This is a genomic window from Microlunatus antarcticus (assembly GCF_014193425.1).
GTDB lineage: Bacteria > Actinomycetota > Actinomycetes > Propionibacteriales > Propionibacteriaceae > Microlunatus > Microlunatus antarcticus.
Map to the genome: position 1 here is coordinate 2,250,899 of NZ_JACHZG010000001.1, position 15,468 is coordinate 2,266,366.

The following is a 15,468-nucleotide window of genomic DNA, read 5'->3' on the forward strand; positions in this document are numbered from 1 at the left end:
GAGCTACGCGCCGTACTTCTTGAGGTTGTCCTGCAGGATCGAGGTCGCCTTCTTGGCGCCGTCACTCAGGGCCTGCTGCGGCGTGGCCTTGCCCAGCACCGCGTTGTTCACCGCAGTGTAGAGCTCGGTCAGCGCGTCGCCGATGCCCGCGGTCGCCGGCGGGAAGTGCACGTACTGGGCCTCGGGGGCCAGCGAGTACTCCTCCTTGAGCGCCTTGAACTCGGGGCTCTCGGCCACGCTCAGCTTGGCCGGGATCTTGCCGCTGGTCGCCCACTCGGCCGACTTCTGGCTGACCCAGTTGATGAAGTAGCGGGTCGCGTCGACCTTGTTCTGGTCGGGCTTGGTCTGGCGCAGCTGCACGAACTGGTGGCTGTTGCCCCAGACGCCCTGCTGCGACCCGATCTGCGGGACGGGACCGACGCCCCACTTGATCTTGTCCTGCGCCTTGAGGTCGTTGATCTGCCAGATGCCGTTCCAGTTGAACGCGTTCTTGCTGTTCTTGAACGCGATGTAGTCCGCGTCCTGCCCGACGTTCTTGGGGCTGTAGCCCTGGTCGGCCATGCTGGTCAGCCAGGTCAGCGCCTCGACGGCCTCGGGCGAGTCGAACGTCGCCTTGGTGACGCCGGCGTCGAACGCGTCGCCGCCGAACTGCCACATCAGCGACATGTACGTGAAGGCGCCGGTGAACTGGAAGGGCGAGACCCAGAAGCCCTGCGTGCCCTTCCCCTTGAGCTCGGCGAGGACCGACTCGTAGTCGGCCCGGTTGGTCGGCGGCTTCTCCGCGTCCAGCCCGGCCTTGGTGAGCACGTCCTTGTTCCAGTAGAGCGCGAGCGGGTGGATGTCCAGCGGGATGCCGAAGCGCTGGCCCTTGTACGTGCCGCCCTGCCAGACCGCGGAGGAGAAGTCGGACTCCTGCAGGTTGAGCGCGGCCGCGACCTGGTCGATCGGCGTGATGATGTTGCGCGCCGCGTTGGTCGGGATGTCGTCGATGTGCATGCAGGCCACGTCCGGGCCCTTGCCGGTGCTCACCGCGGCCGGGAGCTTCGTGAAGAAGTCCGCCCACTGGTAGATGTTCATCTCGACCTTGACGTTGGTCGCCTGCGCGTTGAACTCGCTCACGATCTTCTTGATCACGTCGCCGTCGCCACCGGTGAAGCCGTTCCAGAAGGCGAGGGTCACGGCCGGTCCGCCGTAGCTGGCGCCGCCGGAGCCGGTGTCGGGCGCCGCGGGCTGGCCCGGGGCGTTCCCGCCGCCGCCACACGCGGCCAGGGCGAGGCCCGCACCGCCGAGCACGAGGAAGCGGCGGCGGCTGAAACCGGCCGCGATCGCCGAGAGGGCGGGGTCGAGCGGGGTGGTTGTCGTCATCGAGAACCTGTCTTTCTGGAGGCGTGCCGAAGTACTAGCCAGTTTCCAGCGCTGTAAACGCTGGGTCGACCATAGCCCGACCGACCCGGGGAACGGCAGGGCCGGGGGTGCGACGCGCTGCTAGCGTTCGCCGGTGACCACCACCCGCCCCGCCGCCCGGCTGGAGGACGTGGCGCGGCTGGCCGGGGTCTCGGCGAAGACGGTCTCGAACGTGGTCAACGACTACGTCCACGTCCGCCCGGCGACCCGGACGCGGGTGCAGGAGGCCATCGACCTGCTGGGCTACCGGCCGAACGTGATCGCCCGCAACCTCAAGAACGGGCGGTCCGGCGTCATCGCGCTGGCGCTGCCCGAGCTCGACGCCCCGTACTTCGCCGAGCTCGCCCACCACGTCGTCCAGGCGGCGATGGAACGCGGCTGGACCGTGCTGGTCGACGAGACCGGGCAGATCCAGGACCAGGCGCTGCGGGCCCGCGAGCGCAGCGCGGTCGGCGGCATCCGCGAGCACCTCATCGACGGCGTCATCCTCAACCCGCTCGCGCTCGACGACGCCGACGTGGAGCGCTACGGCTCGGTACCGGTGGTCCTGCTCGGCGAGCGCCTCGGTTCCCACCTCGCCGACCACGTGGCCATCGACAACGAGGCCGCCGCCGCCGAGGCCACGCGGCACCTGATCGCCACCGGTCGCCGGCGCATCGCCGTCATCGGTGCGCAGCCCCCGCCCTTCGGCCACAGCGCCCGCCTCCGCCTGCGCGGCTACCGCGACGCCCTCGCCGAGGCCGGCATCCGCTACGACCCGGCCCTGGTCGTCACCGCCCTCAACTGGCGTCGCCAGCCCGGCGCCGACGCCGTACGGCCGCTGCTCGAGCTGGCCGAGCCGCCCGACGCGATCTTCGCCCTCAACGACCTGCTCGCCCTCGGCGCGATCCGCGGGCTCGCCGACGCCGGGCTGCGCGTGCCCCAGGACGTGGCCGTCGTCGGCTTCGACGACATCGAGGAGAGCCGCTACGCCCTCCCCTCCCTCACCACCGTCGCCCCCGACAAGCAGGCCATCGCCCGCAGCGCCGTCGACCACCTCGCCCGCCGCCTCGAGCACCGCAGCGTGGCGCCCGAGGAGGTCCTGGTCGGCCACACCCTCCAGATCCGCGAGTCGACGGCCGTCTGAGCCGTCGGACCCGGCCCGGCTGTTTACAGCGCTGAAGAAACGGTTACGGTGCTCGCGGACCGCCTGGCACTCCCGCCTCGGCGCGGTCCCCCCGGACGGAGACCGCGATGAAGCGTCTGACCCGAGCGACGGCCGTGCTGGCGGCCGCCGTCGTGCCCCTGCTGGCCGGTGCGGCCACCCCGGCCCTCGCCGCCCCGCCCCTCGTCGACCGCGCCACCTTCACGAACCCGGTGTCCAAGAGCTTCGCCGACACGTTCGCGGACCCGTCGCTCATCCGGGGCCTCGACGGCTGGTGGTACGCGTACGGCACCTCGGACCCGCTCCGCGAGGGGGACGACCCGGACGAGCCGGCGCAGATCCCGATCGCGCGCTCGCACGACCTGGCCACGTGGACGTACGTGGGCGAGGCGTTCAGCAGCAGCAACCGGCCGAGCTGGGCGACGGCCGACGCCGGCCTCTGGGCGCCCGACATCCGCTACGTCGACGGGCAGTACCGGCTCTACTACGTCGTCACGCAGACCACGCTCTTCGCCGGCGAGAACGACAACGCCATCGGCATGGCCACCGCGCCCACCCCGGCCGGTCCCTGGACCGACTCGGGCGCCCCGATCGTCGAGCCGCGGCCCGGCGACAACGCGGCTCAGGACCCGAACGACTTCAAGTGGAACTTCGACCCGAGCACGGTCACCGACGGCGGCAAGCAGTACCTGTTCTACGGGTCCTACTACGGCGGGGTCTTCGTGCAGCAGCTCGGCACGAACGGCCGCTCCCGCGTCGGCACGCCCACGCAGGTGGGGATCGACAACAAGTTCGAGGGCGCGTACGCGGTGCACCGCGACGGCTACTGGTACCTCTTCGCCTCCACCGCGAACTGCTGCGCCGGGCCCACCACCGGCTACTCCGTCCAGGTCGGGCGCTCCAAGAAGATCACCGGCCCGTACGTCGACGCCCAGGGCGTCTCGCTGACGGCGTCGCGGACCGGCGGCACACCGGTGCTCAACCAGAACGGCAACCGCTGGATCGGCGCCGGCCACAACGCGGTCGCCACCGACCTCGCCGGCCGGGACTGGATCGTCTATCACGCCCTCGACCGCGCCGACCCGTACCTGAACGGCACCGACGGCATCAACCAGCGCCCGATGCTGATCGACCGGCTGGACTGGGTCAAGGGCTGGCCGGTCGTCCGCGCCGGTCGCGGACCGAGCACCGGCCAGCAGCAGGGCCCGGCGACCGGCGGTCGCTGGTCGACCGCGTTCGACTCCGGCGTCCCGGCGCGCTGGCAGACCACGGGCACCTGGAGCGAGGAGACCAGCACGCCGACCGGCGGCTACGTCTCCGCCGACAAGGCAGGGTCGCTGCTGACCGCGAAGGTCGGCGGCTCCGCCCGCGTCGAGGCCGACCTGCGGTCCTCGGGGACGGCGTACGGGCTGAGCCTGCGCGCCGGGTCGTCGACGGTCCGGGTTCGCGTCGACCCGCAGGCCGGCACGCTCCGGCTGCAGCAGCAGCGGCCGGGGCAGAAGACCCGCACGAGCACGTCCGACCTGCCCGACTCCTTCAGCGCCGACGCCTGGCACGCCGTCGCCCTCGAGGTGCGCGACGGCAGCGCGACGGCCGAGATCTCGAACGCCCGGCTCGGTGACCCGATCAGCACCGCCGACCTCGACCTGCGCGGCAGCACGAAGAAGGTCGACCGCGCCGGGGCGGTGGCCGAGGGAGCCGGTGTGGACGTCGACAACTTGAGCGCTCTGCCGGCGGCGAAGCCGGTCACGAAGCTGGCGGCGACGCCGGTCCCGGACCGGCTCGACCGCTCGGCGAGCGACACGTTCTCCGGCTCCACGCTGGACCCGGCCTGGTCGTGGGTCCGCCAGGACGCGAAGGCGACGCTGGGCGGCGGCAGGCTGACCTGGCCGACCGAGGCGGGCGACCTCAACGGCACCGGGAACGACGCCGGCGTGCTGCTCCGCTCCCCCGGCGAGGGCCCGTGGACGATCGAGACGAAGCTGACGATCGACCTCGGCACCGACGACGTCCGCAACTACCAGCAGGCCGGGCTGGTCGCGTACGTCGACGACGACCAGTTCGTCCGCCTCGACCACGTCGCGATCTTCAACACCCGGCAGACCGAGTTCGGCCACGAGACCCCGTACGCGGGCCGCGTCGTCAACGGCGGCACGATCGTCGGCCCGCCGGCCCGGACGACCTGGCTGCGAATCACGCACCGGGTCGACCCGGCCAACGGCGAGCACGAGCTGCGCGGCTGGACGAGCCGTGACGGCAAGACGTGGGTCAAGGGCGGGGTCTGGACGCTCCCGGCCGGGTCCGACGTCAAGGTCGGGCTCGTCTCGCAGGGCGGCGTCGGGGCGACCGCGGAGTTCTCGTACTTCCGTCTCTACCGCTGATCCGCTCAACCGCAGGACCCCGACCGCCCAAGGAGGGCACGTGACCACGCTCCGCACCACGCGACGCACCTACCGCAACCCGGTGCACCTGGGGTACTTCGCCGACCCGTTCGCGCTGCGGCTCGAGGACCGCTACGTCGCGTACGGCACGGGCGCGGCGGTCGGGGGCCGCGTGTTCGGGGTGCTGGAGTCGACCGACCTCGTCGGCTGGACCTCCGTCGGGGGCGCGCTCGAGCCCGTGGACCCTGCGCTCGGCGCCGACTACTGGGCGCCCGAGGTCGCGCGGGCCGACGGCCGGTTCTGGATGTACTACTCCGTCGGGCACGGGGACGCCGGCCACCACCTCCGGGTGGCCGTGGCCGACGCCGCCGAGGGACCGTTCACCGACCTCGGTCTCGACCTGACGCCGGACGAGCGGTTCGCGATCGACCCGCACCCGTTCCGCGACGCCGACGGCAGCTGGTTCCTGTTCTTCGCCCGCGACGTCCTCGACGGGCCGCGGGTCGGGACCCAGCTGGCCGTCGCCGAGCTGTCGGGGATGACGACGCTGGGGCCGACGACGACCGTCCTCGCCCCCAGCGCCGACTGGCAGATCTTCGCGCGCGACCGCCAGATGTACGGCGGCCGCCACGACTGGCACACGCTCGAGGGGCCGTCGGTGCGCGAGCACGACGGCACGTACTACTGCTTCTACTCCGGCGGCTCCTACCTCGGCGAGGGGTACGCGGTCGCCTGGGCGAGCGCCCCGTCCGCGCTGGGGCCGTGGACCGAGCCCGCGGACGGGTCGGGCCGGCTGATCGCCTCGGTCCCCGACCACGTGCGCGGGCCTGGGCACAACAGCGTCGTCACCACGTTCGGCGGGACGGACATGATCGTCTACCACGCCTGGAACGAGACGCTCAGCGCCCGCGAGCTCTGCATCGACCCGCTCCGCTGGACCGCCGCCGGTCCGACCACCCCGGGCCCCACCTGGCAGGACCAGCCCCTGCCCGCCTGAGGTGGTCCTGTCTCGAGCCGCCCTCGGTCTCAGGCGAGCGACGGGTAGAGCGCCTCGACGGGGCTGCTGAGCGCGGCGCGGACGTCACGGCTGATCTGGTCGGCGAGGACCTCGTGCTGCCCCGCCTCGACGGCGTCCCAGATCGAGGCCACGATCTGGGCCGGGTCGGACTTGGCCACGTCGAGCGCGGCGATCATCGGGGTGTCGGTGTAGCCGAGGTGCGCGCCCAGCACCTGCGTGCCCTGGGGGGCGAGCTCGAGGCGCAGCGAGTTGGTGATCGACCAGAAGGCGGCCTTCGAGGCGGAATAGCCGCCGGCCAGCCCGATCCAGCTGAGGACCGAGTGCACGTCGACGAGCGCCCCGCCGCCGTTGCGCGCCAGCACCGGGGCGAACGCCTTAGCGACGCGGAGCGCGCCGAAGACGTTCGTCGCGAACACGTGCTCGACGTCTGTGACGTCGGAGTCGAGCAGGCTGCTCGTCCCGCTGATGCCCGCGTTGTTGACGACGACGGTCGTGTCCCACGCCGCCTCGGCGGCCGCCGCGACGCTCGCCGCGTCGGTGACGTCGAGCGCGAGCGGAACGACGCGGGCGTCGTCCCAGGTGCGCGGCGTGCGGGCCGTCGCGTACACCTTCACCGCCCCGCGGGTCAGGGCCTGGTGGACGAACTCGGCCCCGAGGCCGCCGTTCGCGCCGGTGACGAGGACGGTCGCGCCCTGAAGGTTGGTCATGTCGTGCTCCTGTGTCGAGGCCGGACCGCGCGAGACGGTCCGGGTGGTTGAGTTCAGGATCCGAACCTAGCACGCTCGGTCCAACAACCAGACCCAGGTACGCTGGTCCCATGCTCGGCATCCTCGGCGGCGACGAACGCTGCCCCATCGCCCGCGGGCTCGACGTGCTCGGCGAGAAGTGGACGCTGATGGTCGTCCGCGACGCGCTGCTCGGGTCGACGCGGTTCAGCCAGTTCCAGGCCTCGCTCGGCATCCCCCGCGAGATCCTGACGGCGCGGCTCGCGTCGCTGGTCGAGAGCGGCGTCCTGGAACGTTCCTCCTACAAGCCCGACGGCGGCCGCGCCCGCGAGGAGTACCGGCTCACCGAGTCCGGCCGCGACCTCGGGCCCGTGCTGCTCGCCCTCGGCGGCTGGGCCGACCGGCACCACCCCTCCGAGCGTCGCTCCGACCTGCGCTTCGTCGACGCCGAGACCGACGAGGCGGTCGAGGCCGCGGTCGTCGCCGCTGGCTCGGGCCGGATCGTTCCGCGCGACCGCGTCGCCGCCCGCCTCGATCGCCCGGTGAGCTGACAGAGCCGACGGTCCGACGAGGCGGAGGGGCTGCGCGTCGCTGCCGGCCGGGTCCCGCTGACCACGACAAACTGGCGCTGGCCACGGCAGATCTGCCGTGCTCAGCGTCAGTTTTTCACGTGAACGTGAAAATCCTGGGGCTCCCGGGACCTGTGGAACCCGACCCAGACCTCACCAGCCGAGCACGCCCTCGCGCTCCTGGAACGTCCCCGTCGGCCCGTCAGCGCTGATGCTCGCCCAGCGGGCGATGACGGCGGCACCGACCTCGACCGGCTGGCCGGCGCTGTGGTCGACGTCGCCGAGCTCGGTGGCGGTGTAGCCGGGCTCCACCGCGTTGAACCTGACCTCCGGCACGGCCCGCGCGTACTGGACCGTGAGCATCGACACCGCCGCCTTGCTCGCGCCGTAGACGATCGCGGCGAACTGCGAGGCCGGCCGGGCGGGGTCGTGGTTGGCCGCGAACGAGCCGAGCGCGCTCGAGACGTTGACGACGACCGGGTTCGCGGAACGCCGCAGCAGCGGCAGGGCGGCCTCGGTGACCCGGATGATGCCGACGGCGTTGGTGTCGAAGACGGCGAGCGCATCGGGACCGTTGAGCGCATACCTCGCGATCCCGGCGTTGTTCACCAGGACGTCGAGGCCGCCCTCGGCCCCGAGCTGCGCGAACGCGCGGGCGATGGAGGCGTCGTCGGTGACGTCGAGCTGGACGGAGCGCGCGCCGAGCTCCGCGGCCAGCGCGCGTCCGCGCGCCTCGTCCCGGGAGCCGAGGTAGACGGTGTGGCCGGCGGCGAGGAGCTGGCGGGCGGTCTCGAGGCCGAGGCCGCGGCTGGCCCCGGTGATCAGTGTGGTGGTCATGGACCCAGGCTGCGGCGGGCGTACGGGGTCGACCAGTCGTCCGGTTGTCGTAGGACCACCAGGGCCAGGACAGGGCGGGCGGCGGGGGTGCACGCTGGGAGCGTGACGTCGTCGGAGTTCGGGCACCTGGTCCGCCGCTGGCGTGACCGGGCCACCCCCGACGCGGTCGGGCTCCCGCCGGGTCGCCGCCGTCGCGCCGCCGGGCTTCGCCGCGAGGAGCTCGCCGGCCTGGCCGCCATCTCCGCGGACTACCTCACCCGGCTCGAGCAGGGGCGGGCCACGTCGCCGTCGGCGCAGGTGGTGGAGTCGCTGGCCCGCGCGCTGCGCCTGTCCGACGCCGAGCGCGACCTGCTGTTCCGCGTCGCGGGCCACGCGCCGCCGGGCCAGGGCGTCGTCCGGTCGCACCTCGCGCCGAGCGTGCAGCGGGTGCTCGACCGGCTCGCCGGGACCCCGGTCTGCGTGTACGACGCGAGCTGGACGCTGGTCGTGGCCAACGCGCCGTACGACGCGCTGATGGGCGAGACGTCCACGTGGCAGGGCCTCGAGCGCAACGCGGTCTGGCGCCATCTCGTCGGGCCCGGGAGCCGAGCCGTGAGCACCCCCGCGGAGCAGGCCCGGCTGGAGGCCCAGCTGGTCGCCGACCTGCGCCTGACCGTGTCGCGCTACCCGGACGACCCGGCCCTCGGACGGCTCGTCCACGACCTCGCCGCGCTGAGCCCGCGCTTCGTGGAGCTGTGGGACTCGAGCGAACCCGATCTTGATCAGGAGATGACGCGGCACAAGATCATCGAGCACCCGGCCGTCGGCCGCATCACGCTCGACTGCGACACCCTCGTCGTCGCGCTCGACGACCTGCGCCTGATGGTCTACACCGCCGAGCCGGGCACCGAGGACGCGGAACGGCTCGCCCTCGCGATCGTCCTCGGCACCCAGACCCTCGTCTCCTGAGCAGAGCTGGACACGCCGGGGCGGGGGCCGTCCGTCCGGGGCGCTGCCACCCGCTGCCGGTGACGGACGTGGACCCGCGCCGAGCCCTTCGACAGGCCCGGCGACACCGCCGTCCAGCCCCCGTCAGGAGAAGGCGTTCTTGTAGGCGATGCTGATGGGCCGGTCGATCCCGTCGGGCTGGCCGGCGCTCCTGGTGCCGCTGTGGCCGACGAACCCGAAGTAGAGCCGGTGCTCGCCGTCGGCCTTGACGTAGCCCGCCATCCCCTCCGGCTCCCGCGACGTCATCGACCCGAACGCGTTGCTGTGCACCGGTCCCTGCGCGTACGCGCCCGTCGAGAGGTCGAGCTTGCTGAGCGTGGTGTTGCCGGGTGACGGGTTGGTGCCGCTGTAGGCGTCACCGTGCAGCAGGTAGACGTAGCTGCCGAAGATCGTCCAGCCCTGGAACGTCCCCGCCAGCGCCGGCTGGGTGACCTGGAGGAGCACCTGCGAGAAGTCGCCGGCGCTGGCCCGGTCCAGGTCGTAGACCCGGAACCGCGACGAGCCACCCACCGTGTACTTGAGCGCGAGCAGGCGGTTCCAGTGGTCGACCGAGGGGGTGACGTTGACCCCGCCCTCGTCGGCGGTGGGGTTACCCCGGTAGGTCGGCCGCGGCGTGCCGCCGTCGACGAACTGGAAGCGCTGGATCCCCCGACCGCGATCGGTCGAGGCGTCGTAGTCGTACTCCGTCCACAGGAAGGTCGACGTGCCGGACCGCTCGGCCCCCATCGACACGCCGTGGCCGAGCGCACCGAGGTTCATGTGGCCGGAGACCGTGCCGCCGTAGCTCAGCCGCGTGACGGACAGCTGGCCCGCCGTGCCGCCGTTGGGCTGGGCGATCGTGAACAGCCACTGGTTGTTCGGGTCGAAGCAGAACGACTGCATCGTGTGGTGGGTGTCGGTGGTGAGCTTGTCCTCCAGGAACGGATGGGACGTGGCCGTCAGGTCCCACGACCCCACGGAGGTCAGGGCAGCCCGTCGGCTCGGCGCCGCCACCGCGCGGCGAGGGACGCCCAGGAGGCCGGTCCCGGCGGCCAGCGCGAGCCCGCCGGTCGCGCCGAGGACGGCACGTCGCGAGATGCCCCGGTCGTCGGGGGTGGTGCTGAGCTGCTGCGTCGTCACAGGGTCGGCCTCTCGGGGTGCTGCGGCCCACGGTCTCCCGGCTCGGGGTGCGCGGGTCACGCTCGTGCCCCTCACGCTGCCCCGCTGCGGTCCGTCGCGCACCCCACGAATCCGCGGACTTCACGCCCCGGACCCTCGAGGGGTCGCGCTGCGACAGGGTCAGGTCGAGGCTCCCGGCGCCCCGGGCCACAGCAGGTCACCCGGGGCGAGCCCCATCGCGCGCTCGATGTCGGCGGCGGAGCTCGTCTTGAGATGGTCGGCGACCACGGCGCAGACGTCGGTCCAGTAGCCGCGCAGCGTCGACTCCGAGAGGTGCAGCTCCCCACCGATCTCGGCGTACGTCCTGCCGCGGGCCCGGCCGGCGAGGAGCTGGCGCTGCCGGGGTGACAGCAGCCGCAGGTTGCCGCGCCGGACGAGCACCTCCGCCAGCCCGACCAACGACGACGGCAGCACGACCTCGCCGGCGAGGACCCGGTCGATGGTCCGCGCGGTCTCCTCGAGCGGGTCGGACTTGGCCACGAGCCCGGACGCGCCGGCGGCGACGCACGCGGCCAGCACGAAGCGGCGCTCTTCCTGGCTGTACAGGCAGACCCGGTAGCCGGCCCCGACCACGAGCCGGACGACCTCGAGGCCCTGCGCGGCCGACGGCTGGCTCGTGTTCGCCAGCTTGAGGTCGAGCAGCACCAGGTCGGCGGGCGGACGTTCCGCGAGCAGGTCCTCCGCCTCGGCGTACACCCCGACGAAGTCGAGGTCGGGCAGCAGCACCGGGAGGGCGGCGCGGAGCGCGGCGATGTCGTCCACGAGGACGACGCGCGGCCTCACGTCCCGGCCGTCCCGCTGAGCTCGACCCGTGTCCCGCGCCCGGGTTCGGAGTCGAGGTGGACGTCGACGTCGTGCTGCGCCAGCTCGTCGACCACCTGGGTGCGCAGACCCACCCCCAGCGGGGTCAGCCGCAGGTCGAAGCCGCAGCCGTCGTCGCTGACCGTGATCGTCCACCGCCGGGCCTCGTCCACGTCGCCGTGCACCACGACCGCTGTCGCGTCCGCGTGGCGCCGGACGTTGTGCAGGACGGTCCTCAGGGCCGACACCAGCGCCGCCGCGGTCGCGGGATCCACCTGCTGGTCGTCGAGCAGCTCCGTGCGGACCTGGAGCCCGAGGTCGGCGAAGCCGTCGCACGCCTCCGCGACCACGGCGCGCAGCCCGGGCGCCGAGCCCGGCGCCTCCGTCACGCCGGTCTCGTGCCGCAGGTAGCTGCGCATGCGACGGACCTCGGCCACGGCCTGCGTCTGCAGCTGGGCCCGCAGCGCGGCGGGCAGGGTCGGGTCCGCCAGCAGCTGCATCACCGCCGTCGCGTCGTGCATCGCGAGCTGCGCGCGGTGCTCCTCCTCCAACCGTGCCAGCCGGGCCACCTCGGCCTGGGCGCGGTCGGCGATGAGCGAGATCCTGCGCAGGTACCAGACGATCAGCCGGACGGTGGAGGCGAGGACGACGTAGCCGAGCGCGTTCGCGATGACGGTCGGCAGCGCCGGGCCGGCCGCCAGCGGCCCGACGTAGAACACGTAGCCGGCGACGACCAGGCCCAGGCTGAGCAGCCAGCCGCGCGTCGAGCGCAGGGTGCCCGAGCAGCAGGCGACGGTCAGGGCGTAGCCCGCCGTCCAGCCGACCCACGAGCCGATCCTGTGCTCGACCGGGATCGTGCCCCCGGCCAGGGTGAGCAGCAGCACGGCGGCGGCCACGTCGGCGTAGACCAGCGGCGCGGGGAGCGGTCGCCGACGCAGGGCCACGACCCCGGCCCCGAGCACGGCGACGGCCACGGCGAGCGACCAGAGGACCACGTACGCGTGCGGCCGGGCGGAGATCTGCACACCCGCCGCCAGGGCGGGAACCATCTGCACCACCAGGCTGAGCCGGAGGGCGGCCACCCCGACCGCGGCGGCCTGCTCGACCAGGACCGCCGTCGAGGTGGGCGACGCACGCCGCGCGCGACGTCGGCGGTCGAGCGACGTCGGGGGGTGCGGCCGCCGGCCGGCCACGTCGGTGAGGTCGAGCCACGGCACCGGCAGCCCTGTCACGGCGTCAATGTAGGACCGCCTCGAAGTCCGCGCTTTCGTGGGGTGCGCAGACGAACCCCCGCGGGGGACGGTGGTCGGACCAGCCAGCGGCCGCCCCCGGACGGCCGAGACCAGGAGGTCGACGTGTCGACGATGCCCCCGCTCCCCCCGACGTCCGAGACGGAGCCGTGCTGCTGCGCCGCCGAGGAGACCGACGACGGCCGCGCCGCGAGGTTCTCGCGGCGGTCGCTTTTGCGCGGAGCCTCGATCGGCGGTCTCGCCGTGGCCGCCGGGGTGACGTTGCCGCCGCTGGCCGCGTTCGCGGCCGGACCGAACATCTACAACCCCTTCGTGGGGCGGACCGTCACCCAGACGTGGGCGCAGCACCGTGCCAACGGCTCGCTCGGCGGGGTCGACTACGCGATGCCCGTCGGGACGCCGCTGCCCGCCTGCGGCGCCGGCACGATCACGAACATCGCGAACAACGGCACCGGCGGCAACACCGTGACGATCAACCTCGGCGGCGGCTGGAAGAGCCAGTACATGCACCTGTCCCGGTTCACGACCAACGGCAAGACCGTGGCGCAGAAGGACGTCGTGGGCTGGTCCGGCGGCGCGGCCGGCGCGCCCGGCGCGGGGAGCTCGACCGGACCGCACTGCCACTGGCACCTGATCGACCCGAACGGCACGCGCGTGAACGCGCTCAACTACGTCAGCACCGGTGGCGGCTCGACGAAGCTGCCGAAGACGTCGACCGAGGACGACGGGCAGCCGGGCCCGATCTTCTACAAGCGGATGCAGAACTGGTTGCGCCTCACCGCGGGCTACACCGGCCCGATCGACGGCGAGCCGGGCAAGAACACGTACGCGGCCCTGCAGTCGGCCATGCGGGCCTACGGCTACACGGGCGTGATCGACGGCGTCATGGGGACGAACTCCTGGAAGGCCGTCCAGCGCCTCGCCGCCGAGCACGGCTACGACGGTCCCCAGGACGGCGTCATGGGCGCCAACTCCTGGCGCGGGTTCGCCGCGTTCCTCAACGACGACCGGTGGGACTGACCATGACCGTCGCGCTCCCCCGCCGGCTGGTCGTCCTGCTCGTCGCGCTGCTGCTGGCGGGCGCTGCCCTGACCCTGCGCACCACCCCGGCACCGGCCGCCGAGGCCACCCTCGAGGGCATCGACGTCGGTACGAGCCAGGCGAACCTCGACTTCGCCGCGGCGGCCCAGGCCGGCGTGAAGTTCGCCGTCGTCAAGGCCGGCGGCTCCCAGCTGAGCAGCAGCCCGTACGTCAGCCCCTACTACGCGCGCCAGGTCGACAGTGCCCGCTCGGCCGGCATGAAGGTCGGCCACTACTGGCTGGTCGGCGACTTCCAGACCCCGACCGCCGCCGCGGACTACTTCGTCGACCACCTGCACGGCTACCGGGCCGGCGACGTCCTCGCCGTCGACGACGAGCTCCTCGACGGGTCGAAGACCTTGTGGGACGACGCCAAGATCACGACCTTCCTCGACGAGGTGAAGCGGCGCGTGCCGACCGCCGTGCTCTGGTTCTACATCGGTGCGAACGACCTCCGGACACGCGGTCCGTGGACCTCGACCATCGCCACCGGGGCCAAGCTCTGGGTCGCGGTCTACGGCCCGAACAACGGCACGTACACCGGTCCGCCGGACATCGCCTCGGCCTATCCCTCGTACGCGGTCCACCAGTACACCTCCAAGGCCGCGCTCTACGGGGTCAAGGAGCTCGACCGCGACCGCGCGTCCGCTAGCGCGTTCACCGCCGCCGGTGGCGGGACGACGACACCGCCACCGACGACCACGAAGCTGCCGAAGACGTCCACGCAGAGCGACGGCGTGCCGGGCACCGTGTTCTGGCAGCGGGCGCAGCACTGGCTCGCGATCTCCGACGGCTACACCGGGCCGATCGACGGCAAGCCGGGCACGAACACGTACCAGGCGCTCCAGCGCGACCTCGCCGCGCACTGGGGCTACACCGGCCCGGTCGACGGGGCACCTGGCGCCAACACCTACCGGGCGTGGCAGCGCCAGGCGGCGGCGTACGGCTACACCGGCCCGATCGACGGCGAGATGGGCCCGAACTCCTACCGGGCGATCGCGACGTTCCTGAACGAGGACCGGTGGGACTGATGAACAGGATGATCATGACTCGACGACGTACCCGCACCCTGATGATCACGACGCTGCTCGTCGGCGTGGTGTCCGCGACCATGCTGACGGGGGCGCCGGCCACGGCCGCGCCGGTAGTCTCGGACCGGACGCTGCGGGTCTACAGCAACAACATGGAGAACCTCGTGCTGAACAGCAGCACGGACTCGAGCGACGGCGACAACCTCTGCGACCGGGTCTCGGGTCCGGAGCACCTGGCCTCGATGCTCGTCGACGACAGCGGTCGCCCCGGCACCGGCGGTGTCGTCGCCCCCGACCTCCTGATCCTGCAGCAGGTGCGCGGGCAGGGTCAGGCCGACGCGTACGCCGACCAGCTCTCGGCCAAGTTCGGCTACGCGGCGGGGACCTACAAGGCGATCGTGGTGTGGCAGGACCCGGAGCCGTGGGGCGGCTCGCACCACTGCGCCACCTCCGCGCTCGGCGACCTGAAGAAGAAGCAGACCAACGGCATCGTCTACAACAGCGCCCGGCTCGGCCTGACCGCGAAGGCGGACTACTGGAGCGCCGGCTGGCTCCAGCCCGGCGCGACCTACGCCGGCGGCGCGGGGTGCGTGCTCTACAAGGGCGCGGACGCCGACGGACCCGGCGCCGACGCGTACAAGTGGAAGCGGACGAGCGCGATCGCGGCCAAGTTCACCGTGAAGGCGACGGGTACGACCGTCTTCGCGGCCACGATGCACCTCCCGGAGGAGAACCGCCAGAACGGGTGCGCGGGGGACGGCGACGCCGGGATCGGCGGAACGGGCATCCACCTCGGGGCGAGCGCGACCAGCCTGCTCGGCTCGTCGACCGTGAGGGTCGTGGGGATGGACGCCAACCGGACGGGGATCCCGGCCTCGACGTTGAGCGGCTACGGCCTCCAGGGCTACGGCAGCGGGGCCACCAGCGGGTCGAGCAAGATCGACTACCTCTTCGCCAACGGCGGCGTGCACGCCTCCCCCGTCGGGTACACCGTCGCCGGCACCAGGTCCAACCACAAGGCGCTGTACAGCTTCATCGACTTCTGAGTGCCTCGCCGGGCGGCCCTCCGCCCGAACAGTCAGG

The 15,468-nt window shown here is 72.7% G+C and carries 14 protein-coding genes; 8 read left to right on the forward strand and 6 right to left on the reverse strand.

Annotated elements, in window-relative coordinates:
• Positions 1–3: 3 nt before the first annotated feature.
• Positions 4–1,365: an ABC transporter substrate-binding protein gene (locus FHX39_RS10485; RefSeq protein ID WP_183338199.1), complete on the reverse strand. Its 1,362-nt coding sequence runs from the start codon at positions 1,363–1,365 to the stop codon at positions 4–6.
• A 133-nt stretch (positions 1,366–1,498) separates the two neighbouring features.
• Here FHX39_RS10485 and FHX39_RS10490 point away from each other — a divergent pair, with 133 nt between their 5' ends.
• The 3 genes from FHX39_RS10490 (at position 1,499) to FHX39_RS10500 (ending at position 5,926) form a co-directional block, all read left to right on the forward strand.
• Positions 1,499–2,530 carry a LacI family DNA-binding transcriptional regulator gene (locus FHX39_RS10490; RefSeq protein ID WP_183338201.1) on the forward strand — a complete coding sequence of 344 codons (1,032 nt, stop codon included), beginning with the start codon at positions 1,499–1,501 and terminating at the stop codon, positions 2,528–2,530.
• 107 nt (positions 2,531–2,637) lie between these two features.
• Positions 2,638–4,929: a family 43 glycosylhydrolase gene (locus FHX39_RS10495; protein ID WP_183338203.1), complete on the forward strand. Its 2,292-nt coding sequence runs from the start codon at positions 2,638–2,640 to the stop codon at positions 4,927–4,929.
• Between the two features lie 40 nt (positions 4,930–4,969).
• Positions 4,970–5,926, forward strand: a complete 957-nt coding sequence (locus FHX39_RS10500) for a glycoside hydrolase family 43 protein (protein WP_183338205.1) — start codon at positions 4,970–4,972, stop codon at positions 5,924–5,926.
• A 29-nt stretch (positions 5,927–5,955) separates the two neighbouring features.
• Here FHX39_RS10500 and FHX39_RS10505 read toward each other — a convergent pair whose 3' ends face one another.
• Positions 5,956–6,654 (reverse strand): SDR family oxidoreductase, encoded by a 699-nt coding sequence (locus FHX39_RS10505; RefSeq protein WP_183338207.1) that lies wholly within the window; start codon positions 6,652–6,654, stop codon positions 5,956–5,958.
• A 110-nt stretch (positions 6,655–6,764) separates the two neighbouring features.
• Here FHX39_RS10505 and FHX39_RS10510 point away from each other — a divergent pair, with 110 nt between their 5' ends.
• On the forward strand, positions 6,765–7,223 hold the full coding sequence (locus FHX39_RS10510; protein ID WP_183338210.1) for a winged helix-turn-helix transcriptional regulator: 459 nt from the start codon (positions 6,765–6,767) through the stop codon (positions 7,221–7,223).
• A 171-nt stretch (positions 7,224–7,394) separates the two neighbouring features.
• Here FHX39_RS10510 and FHX39_RS10515 read toward each other — a convergent pair whose 3' ends face one another.
• Entirely contained in the window at positions 7,395–8,078 is a 684-nt protein-coding gene (locus tag FHX39_RS10515; protein WP_183338212.1) for an SDR family NAD(P)-dependent oxidoreductase, read from the reverse strand.
• A gap of 102 nt (positions 8,079–8,180) precedes the next feature.
• Here FHX39_RS10515 and FHX39_RS10520 point away from each other — a divergent pair, with 102 nt between their 5' ends.
• A complete protein-coding gene (locus tag FHX39_RS10520; RefSeq protein ID WP_183338214.1) occupies positions 8,181–9,026 on the forward strand; it encodes a helix-turn-helix transcriptional regulator in 846 nt (281 codons plus the stop codon).
• 123 nt (positions 9,027–9,149) lie between these two features.
• On the opposite strand, the gene FHX39_RS10525 is transcribed toward FHX39_RS10520, so the two are convergent.
• The 3 genes from FHX39_RS10525 to FHX39_RS10535 form a co-directional block, all read right to left on the reverse strand.
• Positions 9,150–10,184, reverse strand: coding sequence for a phage baseplate protein (locus FHX39_RS10525; RefSeq protein ID WP_183338216.1), 1,035 nt, complete (start codon positions 10,182–10,184; stop codon positions 9,150–9,152).
• A 159-nt stretch (positions 10,185–10,343) separates the two neighbouring features.
• A complete protein-coding gene (locus FHX39_RS10530; RefSeq protein ID WP_183338218.1) occupies positions 10,344–11,006 on the reverse strand; it encodes a response regulator transcription factor in 663 nt (220 codons plus the stop codon).
• Positions 11,003–12,256, reverse strand: coding sequence for a sensor histidine kinase (locus tag FHX39_RS10535; protein WP_183338220.1), 1,254 nt, complete (start codon positions 12,254–12,256; stop codon positions 11,003–11,005). Before FHX39_RS10535 ends, FHX39_RS10530 begins: the two co-directional genes overlap by 4 nt.
• Positions 12,257–12,388: 132 nt before the next feature.
• Here FHX39_RS10535 and FHX39_RS10540 point away from each other — a divergent pair, with 132 nt between their 5' ends.
• The 3 genes from FHX39_RS10540 to FHX39_RS10550 are packed head-to-tail and all read left to right on the forward strand — an operon-like array spanning position 12,389 to position 15,431.
• Positions 12,389–13,294 carry a M23 family metallopeptidase gene (locus tag FHX39_RS10540; RefSeq protein WP_183341243.1) on the forward strand — a complete coding sequence of 302 codons (906 nt, stop codon included), beginning with the start codon at positions 12,389–12,391 and terminating at the stop codon, positions 13,292–13,294.
• Positions 13,295–13,296: 2 nt separating this feature from the next.
• Positions 13,297–14,385: a GH25 family lysozyme gene (locus tag FHX39_RS10545; protein WP_183338222.1), complete on the forward strand. Its 1,089-nt coding sequence runs from the start codon at positions 13,297–13,299 to the stop codon at positions 14,383–14,385.
• A 14-nt stretch (positions 14,386–14,399) separates the two neighbouring features.
• Positions 14,400–15,431 (forward strand): hypothetical protein, encoded by a 1,032-nt coding sequence (locus tag FHX39_RS10550; RefSeq protein WP_183338225.1) that lies wholly within the window; start codon positions 14,400–14,402, stop codon positions 15,429–15,431.
• Positions 15,432–15,468: the final 37 nt, after the last annotated feature.